Here is a 21359-nt window from a genome sequence, read left to right as displayed (position 1 = left end):
ATGCCCGCGAAAGCCGCGAACATCAGGCGGACGGACGGGCCAGCGATGAACACGGATGCCTTGACAGGGTTGCGCGACTACTGGGAAAGCCTGCGCCGGGGGCGCCTCGCGCCGCTGCGCTCCGAGCTGGATCCGCGCCGGTTCGAGGATGCGCTCGAACGTCTGTTCATCCTCGAACAGATCCGCCCGGAGGAATTGCGCATCCGGCTTGCGGGCCTTTCGCTGTGCGAACTCATGGGGGTCGAGGTGCGCGGCATGCCGCCCGAGGCGCTGTTCGACGACCGGGCGCGGCCCGGCATCCATGCACATCTCAAGTCGGTGCTGACGCTTCCGGCGGTGGTGGAACTCGACCTCTACGGGCCCGACCGGTTCGGGCGGGACATCGCCGCAAGGATGCTGCTTCTGCCGCTGTGCAGCGACCTGGGCGACCTGACCCGGGTGCTGGGCTGCATCACCACTGCCGGGGTGATGCGCGCGCCGGTGCAGTTCACGATCTCGGCCGCGATCACAACGCCCGTGCGGACCGACGACCGCCAGGGCGCAACGCGACAGGCCCTGCCCGGCTTTGCCGAACCGGCGCAGGCCTACGGGCTGCCGCCGGCCCCGCCGCCGCTGTCGCTGCTGGAAAACCCCCAGCCGGTCAGCGGGCCGCGGCGCCGGGGGCATCTGCGCCTGCTTTCGGGCGGTCAGGACGGCAGGGGCAGGCCCTGAAGCGCCAGCACCGCGGTCAGGTCCGAATGGTCCAGAACCGCGTCCGCCTTTTCCCTGAGCGCGGGCTTCGCGCGATAGGCCACGCCAAGCCCCGCCTTCTCGATCATCGACAGGTCGTTCGCCCCATCGCCGATGGCGACCACGTCGCGCGGCGTGACGCCCCGCTCGGCACACAGCGCGTCCAGCGCGTCGGCCTTGGCCTGCCGGCCGAGCACCGGCAGGCGGACGCTGCCGGTCAGACGGCCGTCCGCCTCTTCCAGCACGTTGGCCTGGTTGCTCTGGAAGCCCGCGGCAGCGGCCACGCGCTCGGTGAAGAAGGTGAAACCGCCCGAGACAAGTGCCGTGCGCGCGCCGGCGGCGTTCATGCCGCCCACCATCGCGGCCGCCCCCGGGTTCAGCCGCACCCGTTCGTCGTAGCAGGATTGCAGCACAGACACCGGCAGGCCGCGGAGCAGTTCCACGCGGGCGAAAAGCGCCTGCTCGAAATCCAGCTCGCCCCGCATCGCCGCCTCGGTGATGCGGGCGACATGCTCCTTGACGCCCGCGTAATCGGCCAGCTCGTCGATGCACTCGACCGAGATGATGGTGCTGTCCATGTCCGCGATCAGGATCGCCTTGCGCCGCGCATCAGCCGCGACCTGGTTCACATCCGCCGCCAGCCCCTGCCGGAGCGGCGCCAGATCGTCGATCATCGCGGCAAGCGGGATCTCCACCGCGCCCTTGCCCAGTCGCCGCGGCGTGCCCGCGCCGGCACCTGCCCGCGCGATCACCTCGCCCACCAGGTCGTCGCCGACGACACCCTCGGTCGTCACCACCAGGAACTGCCCGCCCATGCCTGCCCCTTTCCTGAATGACAGCGGGCGCGCCGCGCGACACGCCCCTGCCCTTCCACTTTCTTCAAATATCCCCGCCGGAGGCCCCGGCCGCGCCCGCGGCCGGGTCGCTTCAGACCGCCGCGCGCTGCGCCTCGCGGCGCTGGTGCAGCTCCTCGGCCACCAGGAAGGCCAGCTCCAGCGACTGCGCCGCGTTCAGGCGCGGGTCGCAGACGGTGTGGTAGCGGTCCGACAGATCCTCGTCCGCCACGGCGCGCAGGCCGCCGGTGCATTCGGTGACGTCCTTGCCGGTCATCTCGAAATGCACCCCGCCCGGATAGGTGCCCTCGGCCTCGTGCACGGCGAAGAACTCGCGCACCTCGCGCAGGACCCGCTCGAAGGGACGGGTCTTGTAGCCCGAGTCGGACTTGATCGTGTTGCCATGCATCGGATCGCAGGACCACAGCACCTTGAAGCCCTCGCGCTCGACGGCGCGGATCAGCTTGGGAAGGTGCTCGCCCACCTTTCCGGCGCCGAAGCGGTTGATCAGCGTCAGCCGGCCCGCCTCGTTGGCGGGGTTCAGCTTCTCGATCAGGCGCAGCAGGTCGTCCTCGGTGATCGAGGGGCCGCATTTCAGGCCGATCGGGTTCTGCACGCCGCGGCAGAACTCGACATGGGCGCCGTCGGGCTGGCGGGTGCGGTCGCCGATCCAGATCATGTGGCCCGAGCCCGCCACCGGCAGGCCCGAGGTGCTGTCCACCCGGCACAGCGCCTCTTCGTATTCCAGCAGCAGCGCCTCGTGGCTGGTGAAGAAATCGACGCGGTGCAGCGCGTCCACCGTGTCGCCGCTGACGCCCGCCGCTTCCATGAATTCCAGGCTTTCATGGATGCGGTTCGCCAGCTTGTGATACTTCTCGTAGCCCGGCGTGTCCGAGGTGAAGCCCAGCGTCCAGCTGTGCACCCGCGCGATGTCTGCGAAACCGCCCTGGCTGAAGGCGCGCAGCAGGTTCAGCGACGCCGCCGCCTGGGTATAGGCCTGAAGCATGCGCTGCGGATCGGGCATGCGCGCATCCAGCGTGGGCGCGGTATCGTTGATGATGTCGCCGCGATAGATCGGCAGCGTGACGCCGTCCACCACTTCCGTGGGCGCGGAACGGGGCTTGGCGAACTGGCCGGCCATGCGGCCGATCTTGACCACCGGCAGCTTCGCCCCGAAGGTCAGGACCACCGCCATCTGCAACATCACCTTGAAGGTGTCGCGGATATTGTCGGCCGAGAATTCCGCGAAGCTTTCCGCGCAATCGCCGCCCTGAAGCAGGAACGCCTTGCCCTCGACGACCTGCGCCAGCTCCGCCTTCAGGCGGCGCGCCTCTCCGGCAAAGACCAGCGGCGGATAGGTGGCGAGCTTTGCCTCCACCTCGCCCAAAGCGGCCTGGTCCGGATAATCCGGCATCTGGATCCGCTCATGGTTGCGCCATGCGGTCTTGTTCCACGCAGAAGTCATCGCTCTCGCTCCCGAGTCGTCCCCCGATTTTCAACAGCCGCGTTATAGGCAAGCGCGCCGGGCATTACCAGCGACGATGCCCCGTGATGTTCCGGCGGGGGAACCACACCGCCCGCCGCAGGCATCCCCCTGCGGGCGAAGGCGGCGGGCAGGCAGGGGAGGCGCGGGATCAGCGGCTGGCGGCGACGTTGCCGTGCCAGTCGGCAACGACTGCCGGCGCGGCTTCGAGTCCGGCGGCGCCGATCAGGGCGGCAAGCGCGTGGCCGGCGACCACGGTCAGCGCCACGAAGGCAAGGGTTCGCACCACGTCGCGGTCCGCGCCGCTCAGCGGTGCGGGCGTGGTCGCTTCGGTCAGGGTCCGGGTGTTCATGGCGGCGGTCCTTTCAGGCTGACGGTTCCGGGCGATCCGGGATGACAGCCAGATATGCCGCAGCGCGCCATAATGGAAATGAATGTTTATCTGCATTTCCATTCCTGTTCGTGATGTATTGCCGTGCCGCCCTACCCCCTGTTTCCCCGACAATCGCTCTGCTACTCCTTGCGCAACGAGACAGTAACGGAGCGCGCGATGAAGACGGTGAAGGACATGGTGGCCGAAGCCAACGGGATCGTGGACAACATCCCCGCGTCCGAGGCGATGGCGCTGCACGGGGCCGAGGGCGTCACCTTCGTCGATCTGCGCGACATCCGCGAATTGCAGCGGGACGGCATGATCCCGGGTGCGTTTCACTGCCCGCGCGGCATGCTGGAATTCTGGATCGACCCCGAAAGCCCCTATGCCAAGCCGCAGTTCCAGTCGGGCGGCCGCTTCGTGTTCTACTGCGCCTCGGGCTGGCGCTCGGCGCTGGCGGCACGGACGGCGCAGGAGATGGGGCTTGCGGGCGTGACCCATGTGCGCGACGGCTTTTCCGGCTGGAAATCCGCCGGCGGCCCCGTGGCGGCAAAGGACTGACCCCATGCGGATCGGAGAGGACACCCCCGCGATCATCAGCGGCGGCGCATCGGGGCTCGGGGCGGAAACCGCGCGCATCCTGGCCGCGGCCGGCGCGCCGGTGACGATCCTGGACCTGAACCCCGATACGGGGGCGGAACTGGCCGAAAGCCTGGGCGGGCTGTTCCTGATGTGCGACGTGACCGACAGCGCCGCCGTGGCCGATGCGCTGTCGGCGGCGGCGGCCGTGCATGGGCCCGCGCGGATCGCGGTGGCCTGCGCGGGCATCGCGCCCGGCGCGCGGACGGTGGCGAAAGATGGCAGCCCGCACGACCCCGCCCTGTTCGACCGGGTGATCGCGGTCAACCTGATGGGCACCTTCCATCTTGTCAGCCAGGCTGCGGCGCAGATGGGCGGGCTTGCGCCCATGGGCCGGGACGCAGAGCGCGGCGCGATCGTGACCACCGCGTCCGTCGCGGCCTTCGAGGGGCAGATCGGCCAGATCGGCTATGCCGCCTCGAAAGGGGCGGTCGCAGCCATGACCCTGCCGATGGCGCGCGATCTGGCGGCGCTCGGCATCCGGGTCAATTCCATCGCGCCGGGCCTGTTCCGCACGCCGATGGTGGCGGGGCTGCCGCCCCAGGTGCAGGAATCGCTGGGCGCCTCGGTGCCCTTTCCGCCGCGGCTGGGCGACCCGGCGGAATTCGCGTCGCTGGTGCGCCACATGATCGAGAACCCGATGATGAACGGCGCGGTGGTGCGCCTCGATGGCGCGATCCGCATGGCGCCGAAATGAGCCTCAGGGGGCTTGACCTTCCAGCAGCAGGAAGCCCCATCTGGGTGCGGAAGCATGACAGGAGCATCCGATGACCACCTTCCACGTCCCCGACATGAGCTGCGGGCATTGCAAGGCCGCGATCGAAAAGGCGCTGCACGCGCTCGATCCGAACGCCGCGGTGCGTGTGGACCTGTCCGCCCGCACCGTCAGCGTCGAGACACCCCAGACCGAGGCGTCGATCCTGGCGGCGCTCAAGGGCGCGGGCTACGAGGCGACCCGCGCCTGAGCCACCTCAGTCGGCCGGCGTGACCCTGTAGGCCGCGCCGTCGCCCACGGACAGGAACCAGATCGCCCCGTCCGGCGCCTCGCGCACGTCGCGGATGCGGATGTAGTCGTCCGCGAACAGCCGCTCACCCTCGGACAGGCGGTTGCCGTCCACGTCCAGGCGCACGACCGTGTCGTATTGCAGCGCGCCCACGAACACGTCGCCCTGCCATTCGGGAAACAGCCGCCCGGAATAGATCATCATGCCCGAGGGCGCGATCGAGGGATCCCAGTAGAACAACGGCTGCTCCATGCCCGCACGGGTGCTGCCCACACCGATCCTGAGGCCGGTATAGTGCCGCCCGAAGGAAATCACCGGCCAGCCGTAGTTGCGCCCCGCCTCGGGGCGGTTCACCTCGTCCCCGCCGCGCGCGCCATGCGCCACCGTCCAGAGCCGCCCCTCGGCATCGAGCGCGGCGCCCTGCGGGTTGCGATGGCCGATCGACCAGATCTCGGGCAGCGCCTGCGCGCCGTCGGCGAAGGGGTTGTCGCCCGGGATCGACCCGTCGCGGGCGACGCGGATCACCTTGCCGTTGTGCACGCGGGGGTTCTGCGCCTCGTCCGCGTCGCCCCGGTCGCCGATGGTCAGGAACAGCGTGCCGTCCCGCGCCTCGACGATGCGCGAGCCGAAATGCTGGCCCCGGCCGGACGACTCGGACATGCGGAAGATGACCCGCAGGTTTTCCAGCGCGGTGCCATCCTGCGACATCCGCGCGACCGCCAGCGCGGTGCGCGCGCCGCCACCGGCGGGTTCGGCGAAGCTGAGAAAGATCTCGCGGCTCTGGGCGAAATCGCGCGCGATCACGACATCCAGCAGCCCGCCCTGCCCCAGCTGCGCCACCTGCGGCACGCCCGCGACGGGCACCGCGTCGCCGCCCCTCACATGCAGCAGCCGGCCGGCGCGTTCCGTCACCAGCACCCCGCCCCCGGGCAGGAAACCGATGGCCCAGGGCTCGTTCAGCCCCGCGATCATCCGGTCCACGCGGACCGGGCCCGCGCTTGTGTCCCGGACATCCTGCGCCAGGGCAGATGCGGCCAGGGCCGCCGCGAGGATCGGGGCTGCAAGCGTGGCGAAGAGGCGTTTCATCTCCGGCTCCCATTCCGTTATAGGGTTTGATTGATGATACGGGCACGGCGGCCACGGGCCAGCCTGTCCCACGCGAATGTGAGGATGATGCGATGGCGGAACGGCTTCTGCGGACCCTGGCCTATGCGGTGGCGGCCCTGTGTCTGCTGCCGATCCTGGCCGTGGTGCTGGCGGCGGCGACGGGCTCGGGCGACATCTGGACCAGCCTCGCCGCGACTGTGCTGCCGCGCTACACCTGGACCACGGTGCAGCTTGTCTCGCTGGTGGCGCTGGGCACCTTCGTGATCGGCACCTCGACCGCCTGGCTCGTGACCACCTGCCGCTTTCCCGGCGCGCGCCTTCTAGAGGTGATGCTGGCACTTCCGCTGGCGTTTCCGGCCTATGTGCTGGCCTATGCCTATACCGACCTGCTGGACCACCCCGGCGCCGTGCAGACCTGGCTGCGCGCGACGTTCGAGCTGGGCCCGCGCGACTACTGGTTCCCGGAAATCCGCTCACTCGGTGGGGCGGCCGCCATGCTGACGCTGGTGCTTTACCCCTACGTCTACCTGCTCGCGCGGGCGGCCTTTCTTCAGCAAAGCTTTGGCGGCTATCTCGCGGCCCGCGTGCTGGGCAAGGGGCCATGGCAGGCCTTCCTGCGGGTCAGCCTGCCGATGGCGCGGCCCGCCATCGCCGGGGGCGTGCTGCTCACGGTGATGGAAACGATCGCCGATTTCGGCACCGTGTCCTATTTCGGGGTGCAGACCTTCGCGACCGGGATCTACCAGGCGTGGTTTTCCATGGGCGACCGGGCGGCGGCCGCGCAGCTGGCGCTTTGCCTGCTCAGCGTCGCGCTGCTGCTCGCCACCCTCGAGCGGATCCAGCGCGGCGCCGCCAAGCGCTACCCGCAGCGCACCGGCGCCGAGATGGCCCCGCAGGTGCTGCGCGGCGCGCGCGGCTGGGCGGCCGCGCTGTGGTGCCTGCTGCCGGTGCTGTTCGGCTTCCTGCTGCCCACGGTCATCCTGGCCGAAATGGCGATGGAGGCGCAGCAATCCCTGCTCTCGCCCCGCTACCAGGCCTTCATGCGCAACTCGCTGACGCTGGGCGCGGTGGCGGCCGTCGTCACCGTCGGCGCGGCGGTGGTGCTGGGCACGCTCGCCCGCCTGCACCGCACCCGCACGACGCGCGGCCTGACGCTGGTCGCGGGGCTGGGCTACGCGGTGCCCGGCGGGGTGATCGCGGTGGGTCTGATGGTGCCCTTCGCAGCCCTCGACAACGGGCTCGACGCCTGGATGCGGGCGAATTTCGACATCTCGACCGGGCTTCTGTTCACCGGCTCGATCTGGGTGCTGGTGATGGCCTACATGGTGCGCTTCATGGCGGCGGCGCTCAGCGCCTTCGACACCGGGATCACGGCGATCAATCCCAACATCGACGCGGCCGCGCGCACGCTGGGGCAAAGCCCCGCGGGGCTGATGCGCCGCGTGCACCTGCCGCTGATGCGCACCGCGGTGCTGACCGGGCTGCTGATCGTCTTCGTGGACGTGATGAAGGAACTTCCCGCGACGCTGATCATGCGGCCCTTCAACTTCGACACGCTGGCGGTGCAGGCGCACAGGCTGGCCGCGGACGAGCGGCTGACCGAGGCGGCGCTGCCCTCGCTGGTGATCATGGCCTTCGGGCTCTTGCCGGTGATCCTGCTGATCCGCGCGATCGCGCGCAACGGCGCCCGCAGCGCCGACATGGCCCTGCCCCAGCCGGCATGAATTCGCCCGGGCCCGGGCACGAAAAAAGGCGCGCCCGGGGGGCGGGCGCGCCTCAAGGCTGAAACGGGAAGGGAGAGATCAGTTCCAGCCAGCCTCGTTGTAGATCTCCTGGGCGCGGGTCTGGTTCTCGCCCAGAGCCGAAAGGTTCAGGTCGTCCTGACGGAACAGGCCCAGCGTGGCCGGCACTTCCGCAAGACCAACGCCCGCCACCGCGGCGTATTCGTTGTTCTGGTTGGCGAAATAGGCCTGCGCCTCGTCCGTCGCCAGGAACTCGAGGAAGCGGATCGCGTTCTCCCGGTTCGGCGCGTTCGCCGCGACCCCTGCCGCCGCCACGTTCACATGGGCGCCGGTGGTGGACTGGTTCGGGAACACCCAGCCGATGCTGTCGATGTTCTCGGACAGCCCGTCCACGCCGCCCGCGACGCCGCGCAGGAAGTAGTAGGTGTTGGACACGGCGATGTCGCACTCGCCCGAGACGATGCCCAGAAGCTGGTCGGTATCGCCGCCCTGGGGCGCGCGGGCGAAGTTGGCGACCACGCCTTTCGCCCAGTCGAGCGCGGCTTCCTCGCCCTCATGGGCGATGATCGACCCCATCAGCGACAGGTTGTAGATGTTGCTGCCCGAGCGAATGCAGATCTGCCCCTCGAAACGCGGATCGGCCAGGTCGGCATAGGTCAGCGGCGGCTCGCTCACATCCTCGCGGTCGTAGAAGATGATGCGCGCGCGCTGCGAGATGCCGAACCAGTGGCCGTCGGGATGGCGCAGATGCGCCGGGATCCGGGCGTCGAGATACTCGCTGGTCACCGGCTGAAGCAGCCCCGCCTGGTCGGCGCGCCAGATGCGGCCCGCATCCACGGTCAGGAACACGTCGGCGGGCGAATTGGCCCCCTCGGCGGTCATGCGCGCGATCAGCTCGTCCGCCTCGCCCTCGATGCGGTTGACGGTGATCCCGGTGGCTTCGGTGAAGGCCTCGTAAAGCGCCTCGTCATTGTCGTAATGGCGCGAGGAATACAGGTTGACCTCACCCTGCGCGAAGGCCGGGGCCGCCATCAGCGCGGCCAGGGCGGTCAGGGTGAGCATCTTCGGATTCGACATCGGATAAACCTCCTTGGTGTCTCGATGCGCCATACCTGTCGCATCCGACAATTTTGGTCAAGATTAATTTCCGACTTTTTTCGACAGGATTTGCGGCGCCCTGCCAGGGCCCGCGAAACCCCCTTGCCCGCACGGCCCGCCGTGGCTATGTCGGGGCACATGCCGGTCTAGCTCAGCTGGTAGAGCAACTGATTTGTAATCAGTGGGTCGGGGGTTCGAGTCCCTCGACCGGCACCAAGCCATCCGCCATGGACCTGGAAAGCCCCAGCTTGATTCAGAGATGGGGCTGGCGCGGAACAGGACTGCACCGCACTCCCTTGCAAAAGACGGCGTTCACCACCTCGTGCGGCGGGTTCCGAAGGACCTGCAACAGCACTGGATGTCGGGGAGGCCTCGTTTCCGCTGCGCACACGGTCGGCATCCGTCGCGCCCTGCCGCGCCTTGGGGGCCGCGCGACGGGCGGATGAACATTGGTACTTTCTCGAGATCAACGACAGCGGCCCACCTGGAAAGCACATGCGCCGCTTGGCACTGAACACCAATGTGGCCCTTGCCCGTCATGGCAATGATCAGGCGCGCTCGGGCCCGGTGCTCTCGATGCACGCGAGAACGGCACCTTGTCGGGATGGTGTCAGCCGGGCATCCGAGATCACTTCCGCGGGCAGCCGGGAATTGGCCTGTTGCACCGGTATCTAGCAATCTGGCGAAAGCCGCGCGGATCCAGCCTCCGACGACCGGACCGCGCGCGGCCTTGTTCCAGGGGAACCCGCTCGACACGCCCCCCGATGGCCGTGGAAGCCCGACACGGTCACGCCGGGGCGATGTTGCGCAAGGCGCGCGGCCCTTGCGGGAATGGACATTGCCCCGGGCAATGCCTATGTTCGCGCCATGTTCGCCCGCGTCCTTGCACTGCTTGCCATACTCGCGATCGTCGTGGTCACGACGGTCGGCGCAGCCCATGCCGCGCGGATGGGCGGAATGCAGGCGGACCACGCGTCTCACGCGGGCGCCATGATGGACGTATCCGCCGACGCCCACCCGCCCTGTGACGGCGGACAGCATTGTGGATCGGCAGAGGCCGAAATATGCGAGTTCGTCTGCGCGGGCCTGTCGGCATTCCTGACGATGCCGGGCGTGGAATCCCGACACGCGTTCGGGTCCGCCGACCATGACTTTCCTGCCAGGGCACGCCACGTCGGCCGTGCGCCAGGACTGAACGAGCGGCCCCCGAAGCCCTGTCTCCTCTGAGCGCGCCCGGGCAGGTGCCCGTGGCGTCCCATCTGTTCTGATGAACGGGACGGAAGTCCCGAGGAGACGACCATGAACACGATTTCAAGACGCGGCTTTCTTGCCGCAGGTGCTGCCGCCATCGGCGCGGCACAGATGCCCCGGCCTGCCCTCGCGCAGGAGGTGGCGCCGATCAGCCTCTCGGCTGCAACGCGCACGCTCGACATCGACGGTCGCGCGGCCACCGTCTTCGGGCTTGCCGGTCCGGGCGGTCAGGGACTGGTGCTCGACCCCGGCCAACGGTTCCGGGTCGATCTGACCAACGACCTCGACACGGGTACGATCATCCACTGGCACGGACAGATCCCCCCCAATGCGCAGGACGGCGTGCCGGACATGCCGATGCCGCTGCTTTCGCCGGGCGAGACCCGGTCCTACGACTTCGAGGCGCGGCCGGGGACGCACTGGATGCACAGCCATGTGCCGACCCAGGAGATGCAGCTGCTCGCCGCGCCGCTGATCGTGCGCTCCGAGGAGGATCTGGCCGCGGACCGGCAGGAGGTCGTGATGTTCCTGCACGACTTCTCCTTCAGGTCCCCCGAGGAGGTACTGGCCGAAATCGGCGGTGGCCATGGCGGCGGACACGGCGCCGGCCATGGCGCAGGCCCCGCCGGGCCGGCCGCGCAGCGCATGCCCATGGGCGGCATGGGGGCGATGCAGGGCATGGCGCACGGTGCCATGGGCGGGATGCCGGGCATGGGCGGGATGATGGGCATGGCCATGGACCTGAACGACCATGACTGGGACGCGTATCTTGCCAACGACCGGACGCTGTCGGATCCCGAGGTGGTGCGGGTCGAGCGTGGCGGGCGCATTCGTCTTCGGGTCATCAACGCCGCAGCGGCGACGGTGTTCTGGATCGATACCGGGGCGGCCGAGGCGCGTCTGGTCGCGGTGGACGGCCAGGGCGTGCAGCCGCTTGCCGGCAACCGGTTCGGGCTGGCGATGGGCCAGCGTCTGGACATGGAGATCGACCTGCCGACCGCCGGCGGCGCCTGGCCGATCCTGGCGCTGCGCGAAGGCGCGAGGGATCGCACCGGCCTGATCCTTGCCACACAGGGCGCCGAGGTCCGGCGCCTTGACGCCGTGGCAGAGGCCGAAGCCCCTGCCTTCGATGCGGACCTTGCGCAGGAAGCCCGCCTGATCGCGCTGAACGCCCTGCCGGACCGGCCGGTGGATCGCAGCCGGATGCTGATGCTGGGCGGCTCGATGCAGCCGTATGTCTGGACGATCAACGGGGCGGTCTGGGGCCGGCACCAGCCCATCACCGCGCGCAGCGGCGAACGCGTCGTGCTGTCGTTCCACAACATGTCGATGATGGCCCACCCGATGCATCTGCATGGCCATGCGTTCCAGGTCGTGGGCCTGAACGGGCGGCGCGTGGCCGGTGCGCTGCGCGACACGGTCCATGTGCCGCCGATGTCGATGGTCGATGTCGCGCTGGATGCGGGCGAGGCCGCGCGCTGGATGCTGCACTGCCATCACATGCCGCACCTGTCGAGCGGGATGATGACCGAGTTCGCCATCGCGGCTTCGGCCTGACCGCAGGCGGGGCGTTCGCTTCGAGCGCCCCGATGTCCCGACCGCTGCGGCGTTGGGCTTCCCGGCCGTCCCGCAGGAGCCTGGCCGGTGGGCACCCCGCAAGCCTGAAAACACGAGGATGAAATGATGAACTGGAACGAGATGGGCACCGGAATGGGGTTTGGCATGGGGTTTGGCTGGCTGTTCGGCCTGCTGATCCTTGTGCTGGTGGTTTTGGCCATAGCCGCGCTGATCAAGTATCTTCGGAAATAGGGGAAAGGACTTCGCAATGACCTGCACGATCAACCGAAAGATCGCCGGCGCAGGGATCGACGACGTCGAGGCGATCTGAGATGCGCCTGCGCACCGTCCTTCTGACGGGCCTTGCGATCCTCGGGATCGGGCTGCTCGGCATCTGGCAGTTCGCGCCCTCGGTGTTCGCCGAGGCACGCGGCCTGATGGACGGCGAGCGGCTGGAAATGCTGGTGGCGCGGGCGGGTCTGTGGGGGCCGGTGCTGATCGTCACGCTGATGACCGTCGCCGTCGTGGCCAGCCCGATCCCGAGCGCACCGATCGCGCTGGCGGCAGGGGCGGCCTACGGGCATGTCTGGGGCACGGTGCAGGTCGTGATCGGCGCGGAACTCGGGGCGCTGATCGCCTTCGGCCTGGCCCGGGTTCTGGGGCATGACGCCCTGCGGCGGGTGTTCGGCACCTCGGTCGATGCCGGGCTGCTCGGCTCTCAATCCGCGCTGACGGCCACGGTCTTTGCCAGCCGCCTGATGCCCTTCGTGTCCTTCGACATGATCAGCTACGCCGCGGGGCTCAGCCGCCTGCACGCCTGGCGCTTCGCCTTGGCCACCCTGGCCGGCATCATCCCGGCAAGCTTCCTGCTTGCCCATGTCGGGGGCGAGGCGGCAAGCGGCGATCCGGGCCGCGCGACATGGGCGGTGCTGGGCCTGGGGCTCGTGACCGGGGCGCCGCTGCTCTGGGTGGCCGTCCGGAAAAAGTCTGAAAAGGAAAATCCATGACGAAAAGCGGTTACGAGAAGAACAGCATCACCCTGCCCCGCGCGGTAGCCATGGGCACCGGCGTGATGATCGGCGCGGGCATCTTCGCCTTGACCGGGCAGATCGCCGAACTTGCCGGGCCGCTCTTCCCGCTCTCGTTCGTCATGGGCGCCATCGTGACCGCCTTCAGCGCCTACACCTACATCAAGATGTCGAACGCCTTTCCCTCGGCGGGCGGGATCGGGATGATCCTGAAGAAAGCCTACGGGCCGACGACGGTGGCTGCGGGCGCCGCCCTTCTGATGGCATTGTCGATGGTCATCAACGAAAGTCTGGTCGCCCGCACCTTCGGCACCTACACGCTGCGGGCATTCGGCGGCGATCCGGACAGCGCCCTCGTGCCGGTCCTCGGCGTCGGACTGATCGTCTTCGCCTATCTCGTGAACGCCTCGGGGGCCCGCTCTGTCGGGCTGTTGTCCATCGTCATGGCGCTGCTCAAGGTGGGCGGCATCGCGCTGTTCGGGGCTGCCGGCCTCTGGGCGAGCGGCATCTCGTTCGAGGCGACGGGCGGGGACATGGGGGCCAGCGGGTTCCTGGCGTCCGTCGCGCTGTCCATCCTCGCCTTCAAGGGCTTCACGACCATCACCAACAGCGGGGCCGAGATTACCGATCCGCACCGCAACGTCGGCAGAGCCATTGTGCTGTCCATCGCCACCTGCGTCGTCGTCTACATGCTGGTGGCCTTCGCGGTCGGCTCCAGCCTGCCGCTCGACCGCATCATAGCGGCCAAGGACTACGCGCTGGCAGAGGCCGCCCAGCCCGCCCTCGGGCAGACGGGGTTCTACCTGACCGTGGCGCTGGCGCTGCTGGCCACGGCGTCGGGGCTTGTCGCCAGCGTTTTCGCGGTCTCGCGCATGCTGGCGATGCTGACCGACATGAAGATGATCCCGCACAGCCATTTCGGGATGTCCGGCACGATCAAGGACCACACGCTCGTCTACACGGTCGTGATCGCCGGGTTCCTGACGGTCTTCTTCGATCTTGGCCGGATCGCCTTGCTGGGGGCCTTCTTCTACCTGGTGATGGACATGATCATCCACTTCGGCGTGTTCCGGCATCTGCGCAAGGAGATCGGCGCACAAGGATGGGTGTTGCTGACCGCCATCGCACTCGATGCCGTGGTGCTGGCCGCCTTCGCCGCGATGAAATGGCAGTCCGACCCGCTCATCGTCGTGGTCGCCATCATTGGCATGGCGCTGGTGTTCCTGTTCGTGGGGGTGTTCCTCGCGCGCAATCCTGCCCCCGAAGGCGCTCACGACCACCAATGAAAAGGCTTGAGCTTCCAGCGGCTGGAGGCCGCAAGCTGAACCCCGAAACCGAAAGGCAGGCCGACCATGGATCATGATCATCATCACGCGGCACCCGACATCCCGGCAGGAGCGAACACCGCGAAGGACCCTGTCTGCGGGATGGCGGTCGCGATCAAGCCGGACGGACGTCGCGCCGAGTTCAAGGACGAGACGTTCCATTTCTGCTCGGAGAAGTGCCAGACCAAGTTCAAGGCGGACCCATGGTTCTACGCTTCGGGCCGCGCTGCCGGGCAGAAGAAGGCGACCCCGGCCGATGTCCAGTACACCTGCCCGATGCATCCCGAGATCGTGCGCGACGCGCCGGGATCCTGCCCGATCTGCGGCATGGCGCTGGAGCCGATGGTCCCCTCGGACGAGCCCAGCGAGGAGCTGACCGACTTCACCCGGCGGATGTGGATTTCCGCCGCGGCAGCCGTGCCGCTCATCGTCCTGACGATGGGCGAACTGGTCGCCCTGCCGGTGCGCGACTGGATCGGGCACCAGGCGGCCAGCTATCTGGAGTTCCTGCTGGCGACGCCCATCATCCTGTGGGCCGCGCTTCCCTTCTTCCGGCGCGGCCGGGATTCGATCGTGAACCGCAGCCCCAACATGTGGACGCTGATCAGCATCGGGGTGGCGGCGGCCTATCTTTATTCCATCGTGGCCACCTTCCTGCCGGGCGTGTTCCCGGAACAATACCGGATGGGCCACGGCGTCGGCACCTATTTCGAGGCGGCGGTGGTGATCGTGGCGCTGGTCTTCGTGGGCCAGGTTCTGGAACTGCGCGCGCGCGAACGCACCGGGGACGCGATCCGCGCGCTGCTGGATCTTGCACCCAAGACCGCGCGGCGCATCCTGCCCGACGGCATCGAATACGACGCGCCGCTGGAAAACATCATGGAAGGCGACCGGCTGCGCGTGCGCCCGGGCGATGCGGTCCCGGTCGACGGAACGGTGATCGAGGGGCGGTCCTCGCTGGATGAAAGCATGCTGACCGGTGAGTCCATGCCGGTGGAAAAGGGTCCGGGCGACGCGGTGACCGGGGCCACGATCAACAAGAACGGCAGCCTGGTGATCGAGGCCGGCAAGGTCGGATCCGATACCGTGCTGGCGCAGATCGTGGCCATGGTGTCGAACGCGCGCCGTTCGCGCGCGCCGATCCAGGGACTGGCCGACCGGGTCTCGGCGGTATTCGTGCCGACAGTGGTCGTCATCGCGATCGTCGCCTTCGTGGTCTGGCTGATCCTTGGCCCCGAGCCCGCGCTGGTCTTCGCCATCGCCTCGGCCGTGTCGGTGCTGATCATCGCCTGCCCCTGCGCGTTGGGGCTGGCGACGCCGATCTCCATCACCACCGCGGCGGGGCGCGGTGCGCAGGCGGGCGTGCTGATCAAGGACGCCGAGGCGCTGGAACGCATGGCCGCCGTCGACACGCTGATCGTGGACAAGACCGGCACCCTGACCATGGGCAAGCCGAAGCTGACGGACACCGTTGCGTTCGGGGATATCACCCGGACCGACCTGCTGTCGCTGGCCGCGGCCCTGGAGCGCGGGTCCGAGCACCCGCTGGCAGAGGCGATCGTCGAGGGGGCCGAGGCCGAGGGCGCCCCGCGTCAGGAGGCTGCGGATTTCGACGCCGTCACCGGCAAGGGCGTGCGTGGCAAGGTCGGCGGCCGTGCGGTGGCGCTCGGCAATGCCGCGATGATGCGCGACATGGGGCTCGACACGGACGCGGCCGACGCCAAGGCCGACGCCCTGCGCGCCGAGGGCAAGACGGCGATGTTCGTCGCCATCGATGGCGCGCTGGCGGGGATCGTGGCCGTTGCCGATCCGATCAAGGACAGCACCGCGCAGGCGATCCGGGAACTCCACTCCCAGGGCCTTCGCGTCATCATGGCGACGGGCGACAACGAACGCACGGCGCAAGCGGTCGCGGGCAAACTCGGCATCGACGAGGTGCGCGCGGGTATCCTGCCCGAGGCGAAGAAGGATCTGATCGACCAGCTGCGCCGCGACGGCCGCAAGATCGCGATGGCGGGGGACGGCGTCAACGACGCCCCCGCGCTGGCCGCAGCGGATGTGGGCATCGCCATGGGCACCGGGGCCGATGTCGCGATGGAAAGCGCCGGCATCACCCTGCTGGGCGGCGACCTGATGGGCATCGTCCGGGCCCGCAAGCTGGCCCGCGCGACCCTGCGCAACATCAAGCAGAACCTGTTCTTCGCCTTCGCCTACAACGCGCTGGGCGTCCCCATCGCGGCGGGGCTGCTCTATCCCGTCACCGGGCTTCTGCTGTCGCCGATGATCGCGGCGGCGGCGATGAGCCTGTCCTCGGTCTCGGTGATCGCCAACGCCCTGCGGCTCAGGCGGGTCGCGCTCTGACCGGCGAGCACACATATTCAACCCTGAAAGGAGAATCGGATGATTCATGACAGTCTTTCCCGCCGCACGCTTCTGGTCGGCCTGGCTGCGCTGGCGGGTGCATCGCCCTTGAGGGCCCTGGCACAAGGCGCCCGGCCGGCGATCCATGTGATGAAGGATCCCAACTGCGGCTGCTGCTCGGCCTGGATCGAGATCCTCGAGAAGGACGGCTTCGCCGTCACGACCGAGGACAGCATGGGAACGCTGCTCGCCCGCTACAAGCTGGACAACGGCATCCCGCAGGAAATGGTCTCGTGCCACACCGGCAGGATCGCGGGCTACATGGTCGAAGGTCATGTTCCGCCCGCCGATATCCGGCGGCTGCTGGCGGAACGCCCGGATGCCATCGGGCTTGCCGTGCCGGGGATGCCCTATGGATCGCCCGGCATGGGCCCGGAAACCGAGCGCGAGGCCTACGAGGTGTTCCTGATCCGGCGCGATGGGGCGACGGAAGTCTTCTCCAGCTATGGCGCGGCCTGAGCGCCTGGCATCGAAGCGTTGGACGTGGTCGCCGGTGGTGCGCTGCGGCTCGGTCGTCAGGGACCCGCCGCAGGTCGCCCGCCGGTGCACCCGCCCGTACCGAGAACGCCCCCCCGTATCTTACGGGATGCGGGCGCCTGGCGGTTCCGGACGGGATCCATTGCCTGCGCACCCCTGGCCCGGGCGTTTCAACCACCGGCGGACCGGATCGTCGCTCGCGCCTGAATGACACTTCGCCATCAGATCCTGCCAAAGCCGCGCGAACCGTTCGACAAGACGTGGAACGCAGGCGATAGTGAAAGCGGCAAGCTGCCTGAAACCGGCTTCATTCCGATTTGGAAACGACCTTCGCGCCCATGTCTTCAAGCGGTCAGATACAGCCGGTCCGGCGGGTGGGGTTTTTCGTCTACGAGGGAATGGCCGCAAGCGACATCTTCTGGGAGGTGGACATGTTCCGCCTTGCCCCGGTGATCGCCGAGGCCGAGGGGCTGCCCTGCCCCACCTTCGAGACACAGATCATCGGGCTTGAGCCGGGACCGGTCGCGACCTGGTCGGGGTTCCGGATCGTCGCAGACCGGGCGCTGTCGGATTCGGGGGCGCGGTTCGACCTGCTCTATCTTGGCAGTGCGGCGCCCGAGAACCAGGCAAGGCTCGCCGACGATCCGCGGTTCGCGCGCGCCATCGCCGCCATCGCCGCAAGCGGGTGCCGCATCGTCGCCGTGGGATCGGCCGCCTTGATCCTCGGCCATGTGGGGCTTCTCAAGGGGCGGCGGGCGACGATCCATTCCATCGCCGCAGACGCCTTTCGCAACTCCTTTCCCGATGTCGAGTTCGACCCCGACCCGCTCTGGGTGGAGGACGGGCCGATCGTCACCACGGCGGGCTCTATGCCTGCCGTCGAGTTCACGCTGGAGGTTCTGGAGCGGGAATGCGGGCGGGCAATGTCCTTTGCCATCGCCAAGGCGGGGCTTCTTCCGATGCGGCGGGGATCGAGCCAGAGCCGTCTGTCGGCGGCGCTCGTCATGCAGATGGAGGCGAGCGACCGGTTCGACGGGATGCTGCAATGGCTGACCGAAAGCCTGCATGTGCAGGTGACGGTGGCCGACCTCGCCGACCTGGCCGGAATGAGCCCGCGCACCTTCGCGCGTCGTTTCGTCGAGCGCACGCGCACGACGCCCGCCAGGTTCGTCGAGACGCTTCGCGCCGAACGCGCGCGGCAGCTTATCGAGACGACCGCCCTGCCGCTCGTGCGGGTGGCCGAGCGGTCAGGGCTGCGGGACGAGCAAAGCCTGCGGCGCGCCGTCCTGAAGGCGTTCGGCAAGACCCCGAGCGCGCTTCGCAACGGGGCAAGGACCGGGACCTGAGCCGGCTGGCAGGATCTGTCCGATCCTTGTCCTAGGGGTTTCGGAAGGTTCTGGCGTAGTCAGTCCGCGAAACGGCGCCGCCTCGGCTACGGCCGCGCCCCACCCCCAAGGACCGCGTGACCCCGCCATGACAGATTCCATGACCCTCTCCCCCTTCGTCGGGATTTCCGCCAACCGCCGGATCGCCAAGATCCTGAAGACCGCGCAGGCCCTCGTGTTCCTGGGGCTCGGGGGCTGGTGCCTTCTGGCGCCGCACATGGTGGAGTCGCTGTCGCTCAAGCCGGAATACCAACACCTTAGCGCCACGACGGCGCTTATGATGGGTTGTTTCGGGGCGCAGGCGGTGCTCTGCGGATCGCTGATGTGGCTCGCGCGCTTCACGGCGACGACCTTTCTCTGCTTCGGCCTGCTGGCCTCGATCCCGTTTTTCGTCTTCAACGCCTGGTTCGTCTGGGTGGCCGGGATGTTCACCGTCTGGATGCTGCTCGACTTCGCCGGGAACGTGAGTTTCCTGCTTGTCGGCCTTGTCGGCTGGCGCCTGATGCGGGGCGAAACCACGCCGGTCTGACACACCGCCACCAGCCCGCTGGCAGAAACTGCCTCTTGCCCCGGGGCCTTACCCGAACCCGGACATCCCCCCTTTGTCGGCCGTTCCAGGAAAGGACATCTGACATGATCGACACCGAAATCACCCGCCGCTTCGGCCTGAGAACCCCGATCCTCAACGCCGGCATGGCGATGGTCGCCCGGCCCGATCTCGCCGCAGCCGTCTCGAACGCCGGTGGCCTCGGCATGATCGGCGCGGACGTCGCGCCCGCCGGGGCATTGCGCGCCATGGTGCGCGCGGTGAAGGCGAAGACCGACAAGCCCTTCGGCGTGGACCTGCTCGCGCCGATGATCACGGACGCGCATCTCGACGTGCTGGCCGAGGAAGCGGTCGCGCTCTGCGTCGTCTTCTGGGGCACCCCGACCCGCGACCAGGTGGCCCGGATCAAGTCGTGCGGCACCGCCTTCTGGATGCAGGTCGGATCGATCGAGGAGGCGCGCGATGCGCAGGCCCTCGGGGCCGAAGCGATCATCGTCCAGGGGCTGGAGGGTGGCGGGCACAACCGCTCGGTCGGCACGACGTTCAACCTGCTGCCGGCCGTCAAGGCGGCGGTCGCACCGATCCCCGTGATCGCCGCGGGCGGCATCACCGATGGGGCAAGCATGGCGGCCGCGCTCGCCCTGGGGGCCGAGGGCGTCTGGTGCGGCACGCGCTTCCTCGCCAGCCACGAGGCCGACGCGAATGACGGCTACAAGGCGCGGGTGCTGGCGGCCGGTGTGGCCGATACCGTGTCCACCACGCTGTTCGGCCCGGAAATGCCGCTTCAGCCGATGCGGGTGATCCGCAACGCGGCGACCGACGAATGGGCCGGGCGCGAGGAAGTGGCGATGGCCGCCACCGCCGGTCAGATCGCCGGCACGCTGCACACGCCGGACGGCGCGGTGCCGCTGCCGCGCTTCTCGGTCTACCTGCCGACGCGGGACGTGGACGGCGACCTCGACCAGCTCTGCCTTACCGCGGGACAGGGCGCGGGCAAGATCCACGCATTGAAACCCGCGGCCCGGATCGTCGAAGAGATGACGCGCGAGGCCCAAGAGACGATCGCGGCGCTGGCGCGGCGCGCGTCTGGCGCTGCCGCCGTCCTGGCAACGCGAGGCCGATCCAATGGCGAAGCGGCCCCAGCCTGAACATCGACACCAGATCCGGGATCGAGGGGCTGAACCAAGTCGCGCCGATCGCGTCCACCAAGGTGCCCTGGGCACCAGGCAAGCCCAGGAAAGAAAACAGTCATGAACGCATTCTGGACCCTGCACGCCCCGGCGACACTCGCCCTGGTGCTTCCCGTGCTGATGATGCCCGGGCTCGATTTCGCCGCCGTCGCGCGCAACGCCGTGGGGGGCGGTCGACGCGCCGGCGTCGCCGCCGCCGCGGGAAGCACGGTGGGGGCGAGCGCCTACATCCTGGGCGCGGCTACCGGCATGGGCGTCGTCACGGATCTGGTCCCCGGAGCCGAGGCCGTGTTCCGGGTTCTTGGCTCTGTCGTGCTCTGGTGGTTCGCCTGGCGGTTCCTTTCCGCAGCCATCGCGGGGTCGCATGGCGACGGGCGTTCAGCCCTGCCAGCCAGATCACGCGCCGCTTTCCGCGACGGGGCGCTGGCCTCGGTCCTGAACCCGAAGACGCCGCTGTTCTTCGCAGCCGTCTTCGGGGCAAGCGGCGCCGCGCAGGCGGGCATGGCCGACCGGATCGCCTTTGGGGCGCTCGTCTGCGTGCTGCACTTCGCCTGGTTCAGCGGTGTCGCGCTGGTGCTGGATCGCATCGGCGCCCGGCCCGGCAGCGGCCCCTTCATGCGGGTCGGGGCTGCCCTTGTCGCCGTCATCCTGGCGGCTGCCGGGTTCTGGGCAATTGCCGGATGATCCGATGATGAAAGGATGCGGCATGCGAGCGGATGAAAAGATCGCCCTTGCGACGGGCGCGGGACGCGGGATCGGCCCAGCCATCGCCAAGGCCTGCGCCGCCGAAGCGGCGAGGCCCCGCGGCACCGACCTCGACCCAGTGGCAGCCGGAAGTGCCGCCGCCCGGACCGGGGAAAGCGCATCGCCGCTGGCGATGTTCCCGCGGCTGCCGGACGACGGCGTCGCCCTGGGCTGCCCGGTGCCGGTTCGCGCCATGCGGTCGAGCGGGGGGACCATCGTCAACATTGCCGGGCGCGCGGGGCATGCCGGCATTCGCCCAACGACGGCCGATCCGGCGTGGAAGGCCGCGGTGCTGCTGGCCTGCAAGGACGTGCACCACATGGTCGGCACGGGCCGACCCCTGGACGGCGGCCTTCTCGGACGCACCGCCGCGTGGCCGCAGGTGGCCCGATGACCCGCCGGATGACAGCCCGCTCACGTCTTCGC

General features: G+C 68.9%; 22 protein-coding genes and 1 tRNA gene. 18 read left to right on the top strand and 5 right to left on the bottom strand.

Features of this window, described 5'->3' with window-relative positions:
* The first annotated feature begins 45 nt into the window (after nt 1-45).
* Nucleotides 46-711: a PAS domain-containing protein gene (locus HMH01_RS08450; RefSeq protein WP_171324257.1), complete on the top strand. Its 666-nt coding sequence runs from the start codon at nt 46-48 to the stop codon at nt 709-711.
* Here the strand turns inward: HMH01_RS08450 and serB are convergent.
* The 3 genes from serB to HMH01_RS08435 all read right to left on the bottom strand — a co-directional run bounded on the left by serB (nt 687) and on the right by HMH01_RS08435 (nt 3397).
* Nucleotides 687-1544, bottom strand: coding sequence for a phosphoserine phosphatase SerB (serB, locus tag HMH01_RS08445; protein WP_171324255.1), 858 nt, complete (start codon nt 1542-1544; stop codon nt 687-689). The genes HMH01_RS08450 and serB overlap by 25 nt on opposite strands.
* A 112-nt stretch (nt 1545-1656) precedes the next feature.
* Nucleotides 1657-3027, bottom strand: a complete 1371-nt coding sequence (locus HMH01_RS08440) for a class II 3-deoxy-7-phosphoheptulonate synthase (RefSeq protein ID WP_171324253.1) — start codon at nt 3025-3027, stop codon at nt 1657-1659.
* A gap of 169 nt (nt 3028-3196) precedes the next feature.
* Nucleotides 3197-3397 carry a hypothetical protein gene (locus HMH01_RS08435; RefSeq protein ID WP_171324252.1) on the bottom strand — a complete coding sequence of 67 codons (201 nt, stop codon included), beginning with the start codon at nt 3395-3397 and terminating at the stop codon, nt 3197-3199.
* Nucleotides 3398-3595: 198 nt separating this feature from the next.
* Here HMH01_RS08435 and HMH01_RS08430 point away from each other — a divergent pair, with 198 nt between their 5' ends.
* The 3 genes from HMH01_RS08430 (at nt 3596) to HMH01_RS08420 (ending at nt 5022) form a co-directional block, all read left to right on the top strand.
* The gene (locus HMH01_RS08430) at nt 3596-3979 is read left to right on the top strand and encodes a rhodanese-like domain-containing protein (protein ID WP_171324250.1); all 384 of its coding nucleotides are present in this window, start codon (nt 3596-3598) and stop codon (nt 3977-3979) included.
* Between the two features lie 4 nt (nt 3980-3983).
* Entirely contained in the window at nt 3984-4754 is a 771-nt protein-coding gene (locus HMH01_RS08425) for an SDR family NAD(P)-dependent oxidoreductase (protein WP_171324248.1), read from the top strand.
* Between the two features lie 70 nt (nt 4755-4824).
* Nucleotides 4825-5022, top strand: coding sequence for a heavy-metal-associated domain-containing protein (locus HMH01_RS08420; RefSeq protein ID WP_171324246.1), 198 nt, complete (start codon nt 4825-4827; stop codon nt 5020-5022).
* Nucleotides 5023-5028: 6 nt separating this feature from the next.
* Here HMH01_RS08420 and HMH01_RS08415 read toward each other — a convergent pair whose 3' ends face one another.
* A complete protein-coding gene (locus HMH01_RS08415; RefSeq protein ID WP_171324244.1) occupies nt 5029-6147 on the bottom strand; it encodes a PQQ-dependent sugar dehydrogenase in 1119 nt (372 codons plus the stop codon).
* Between the two features lie 92 nt (nt 6148-6239).
* Between HMH01_RS08415 and HMH01_RS08410 the strand changes: the two genes are divergently transcribed.
* Entirely contained in the window at nt 6240-7892 is a 1653-nt protein-coding gene (locus tag HMH01_RS08410; RefSeq protein WP_171324242.1) for an ABC transporter permease, read from the top strand.
* 78 nt (nt 7893-7970) lie between these two features.
* Here HMH01_RS08410 and HMH01_RS08405 read toward each other — a convergent pair whose 3' ends face one another.
* Nucleotides 7971-8987 (bottom strand): extracellular solute-binding protein, encoded by a 1017-nt coding sequence (locus HMH01_RS08405; RefSeq protein ID WP_246237298.1) that lies wholly within the window; start codon nt 8985-8987, stop codon nt 7971-7973.
* A 161-nt stretch (nt 8988-9148) separates the two neighbouring features.
* On the opposite strand from HMH01_RS08405, the gene HMH01_RS08400 reads away from it, so the two are divergent.
* From HMH01_RS08400 to HMH01_RS08345, 13 genes are all read left to right on the top strand, one after another.
* Nucleotides 9149-9224 (top strand) — tRNA-Thr (locus HMH01_RS08400).
* Nucleotides 9225-9839: 615 nt separating this feature from the next.
* Nucleotides 9840-10235, top strand: coding sequence for a hypothetical protein (locus HMH01_RS08395; protein WP_246237297.1), 396 nt, complete (start codon nt 9840-9842; stop codon nt 10233-10235).
* Nucleotides 10236-10307: 72 nt separating this feature from the next.
* Complete coding sequence (locus HMH01_RS08390; protein WP_171324240.1) at nt 10308-11816, top strand: multicopper oxidase family protein; 1509 nt, start codon at nt 10308-10310, stop codon at nt 11814-11816.
* Between the two features lie 126 nt (nt 11817-11942).
* On the top strand, nt 11943-12068 hold the full coding sequence (locus HMH01_RS17945; protein WP_281365952.1) for a hypothetical protein: 126 nt from the start codon (nt 11943-11945) through the stop codon (nt 12066-12068).
* Nucleotides 12069-12148: 80 nt separating this feature from the next.
* Nucleotides 12149-12823, top strand: coding sequence for a TVP38/TMEM64 family protein (locus tag HMH01_RS08385; protein WP_171324237.1), 675 nt, complete (start codon nt 12149-12151; stop codon nt 12821-12823).
* Nucleotides 12820-14130 (top strand): APC family permease, encoded by a 1311-nt coding sequence (locus HMH01_RS08380; protein WP_171324235.1) that lies wholly within the window; start codon nt 12820-12822, stop codon nt 14128-14130. Before HMH01_RS08385 ends, HMH01_RS08380 begins: the two co-directional genes overlap by 4 nt.
* A 66-nt stretch (nt 14131-14196) precedes the next feature.
* Nucleotides 14197-16530 carry a heavy metal translocating P-type ATPase gene (locus HMH01_RS08375; protein ID WP_171324233.1) on the top strand — a complete coding sequence of 778 codons (2334 nt, stop codon included), beginning with the start codon at nt 14197-14199 and terminating at the stop codon, nt 16528-16530.
* Nucleotides 16531-16569: 39 nt separating this feature from the next.
* Entirely contained in the window at nt 16570-17049 is a 480-nt protein-coding gene (locus HMH01_RS08370; protein WP_171324232.1) for a DUF411 domain-containing protein, read from the top strand.
* Nucleotides 17050-17405: 356 nt separating this feature from the next.
* Nucleotides 17406-18413, top strand: a complete 1008-nt coding sequence (locus tag HMH01_RS08365) for a GlxA family transcriptional regulator (RefSeq protein ID WP_171324230.1) — start codon at nt 17406-17408, stop codon at nt 18411-18413.
* A 139-nt stretch (nt 18414-18552) separates the two neighbouring features.
* Nucleotides 18553-18981, top strand: a complete 429-nt coding sequence (locus tag HMH01_RS08360; protein WP_246237296.1) for a hypothetical protein — start codon at nt 18553-18555, stop codon at nt 18979-18981.
* 104 nt (nt 18982-19085) lie between these two features.
* A complete protein-coding gene (locus tag HMH01_RS08355) occupies nt 19086-20147 on the top strand; it encodes an NAD(P)H-dependent flavin oxidoreductase (RefSeq protein ID WP_171324226.1) in 1062 nt (353 codons plus the stop codon).
* 102 nt (nt 20148-20249) lie between these two features.
* A complete protein-coding gene (locus HMH01_RS08350; RefSeq protein ID WP_171324224.1) occupies nt 20250-20873 on the top strand; it encodes a LysE family translocator in 624 nt (207 codons plus the stop codon).
* Between the two features lie 22 nt (nt 20874-20895).
* Nucleotides 20896-21327, top strand: a complete 432-nt coding sequence (locus tag HMH01_RS08345; protein WP_171324223.1) for a Rossmann-fold NAD(P)-binding domain-containing protein — start codon at nt 20896-20898, stop codon at nt 21325-21327.
* The last annotated feature ends 32 nt before the right edge of the window (nt 21328-21359 follow it).

Origin of the sequence: Halovulum dunhuangense (assembly GCF_013093415.1) — a bacterium.
Classification (GTDB): Bacteria; Pseudomonadota; Alphaproteobacteria; order Rhodobacterales; family Rhodobacteraceae; genus Halovulum; species Halovulum dunhuangense.
This window is presented reverse-complemented; position numbering and strand designations above follow the sequence as displayed.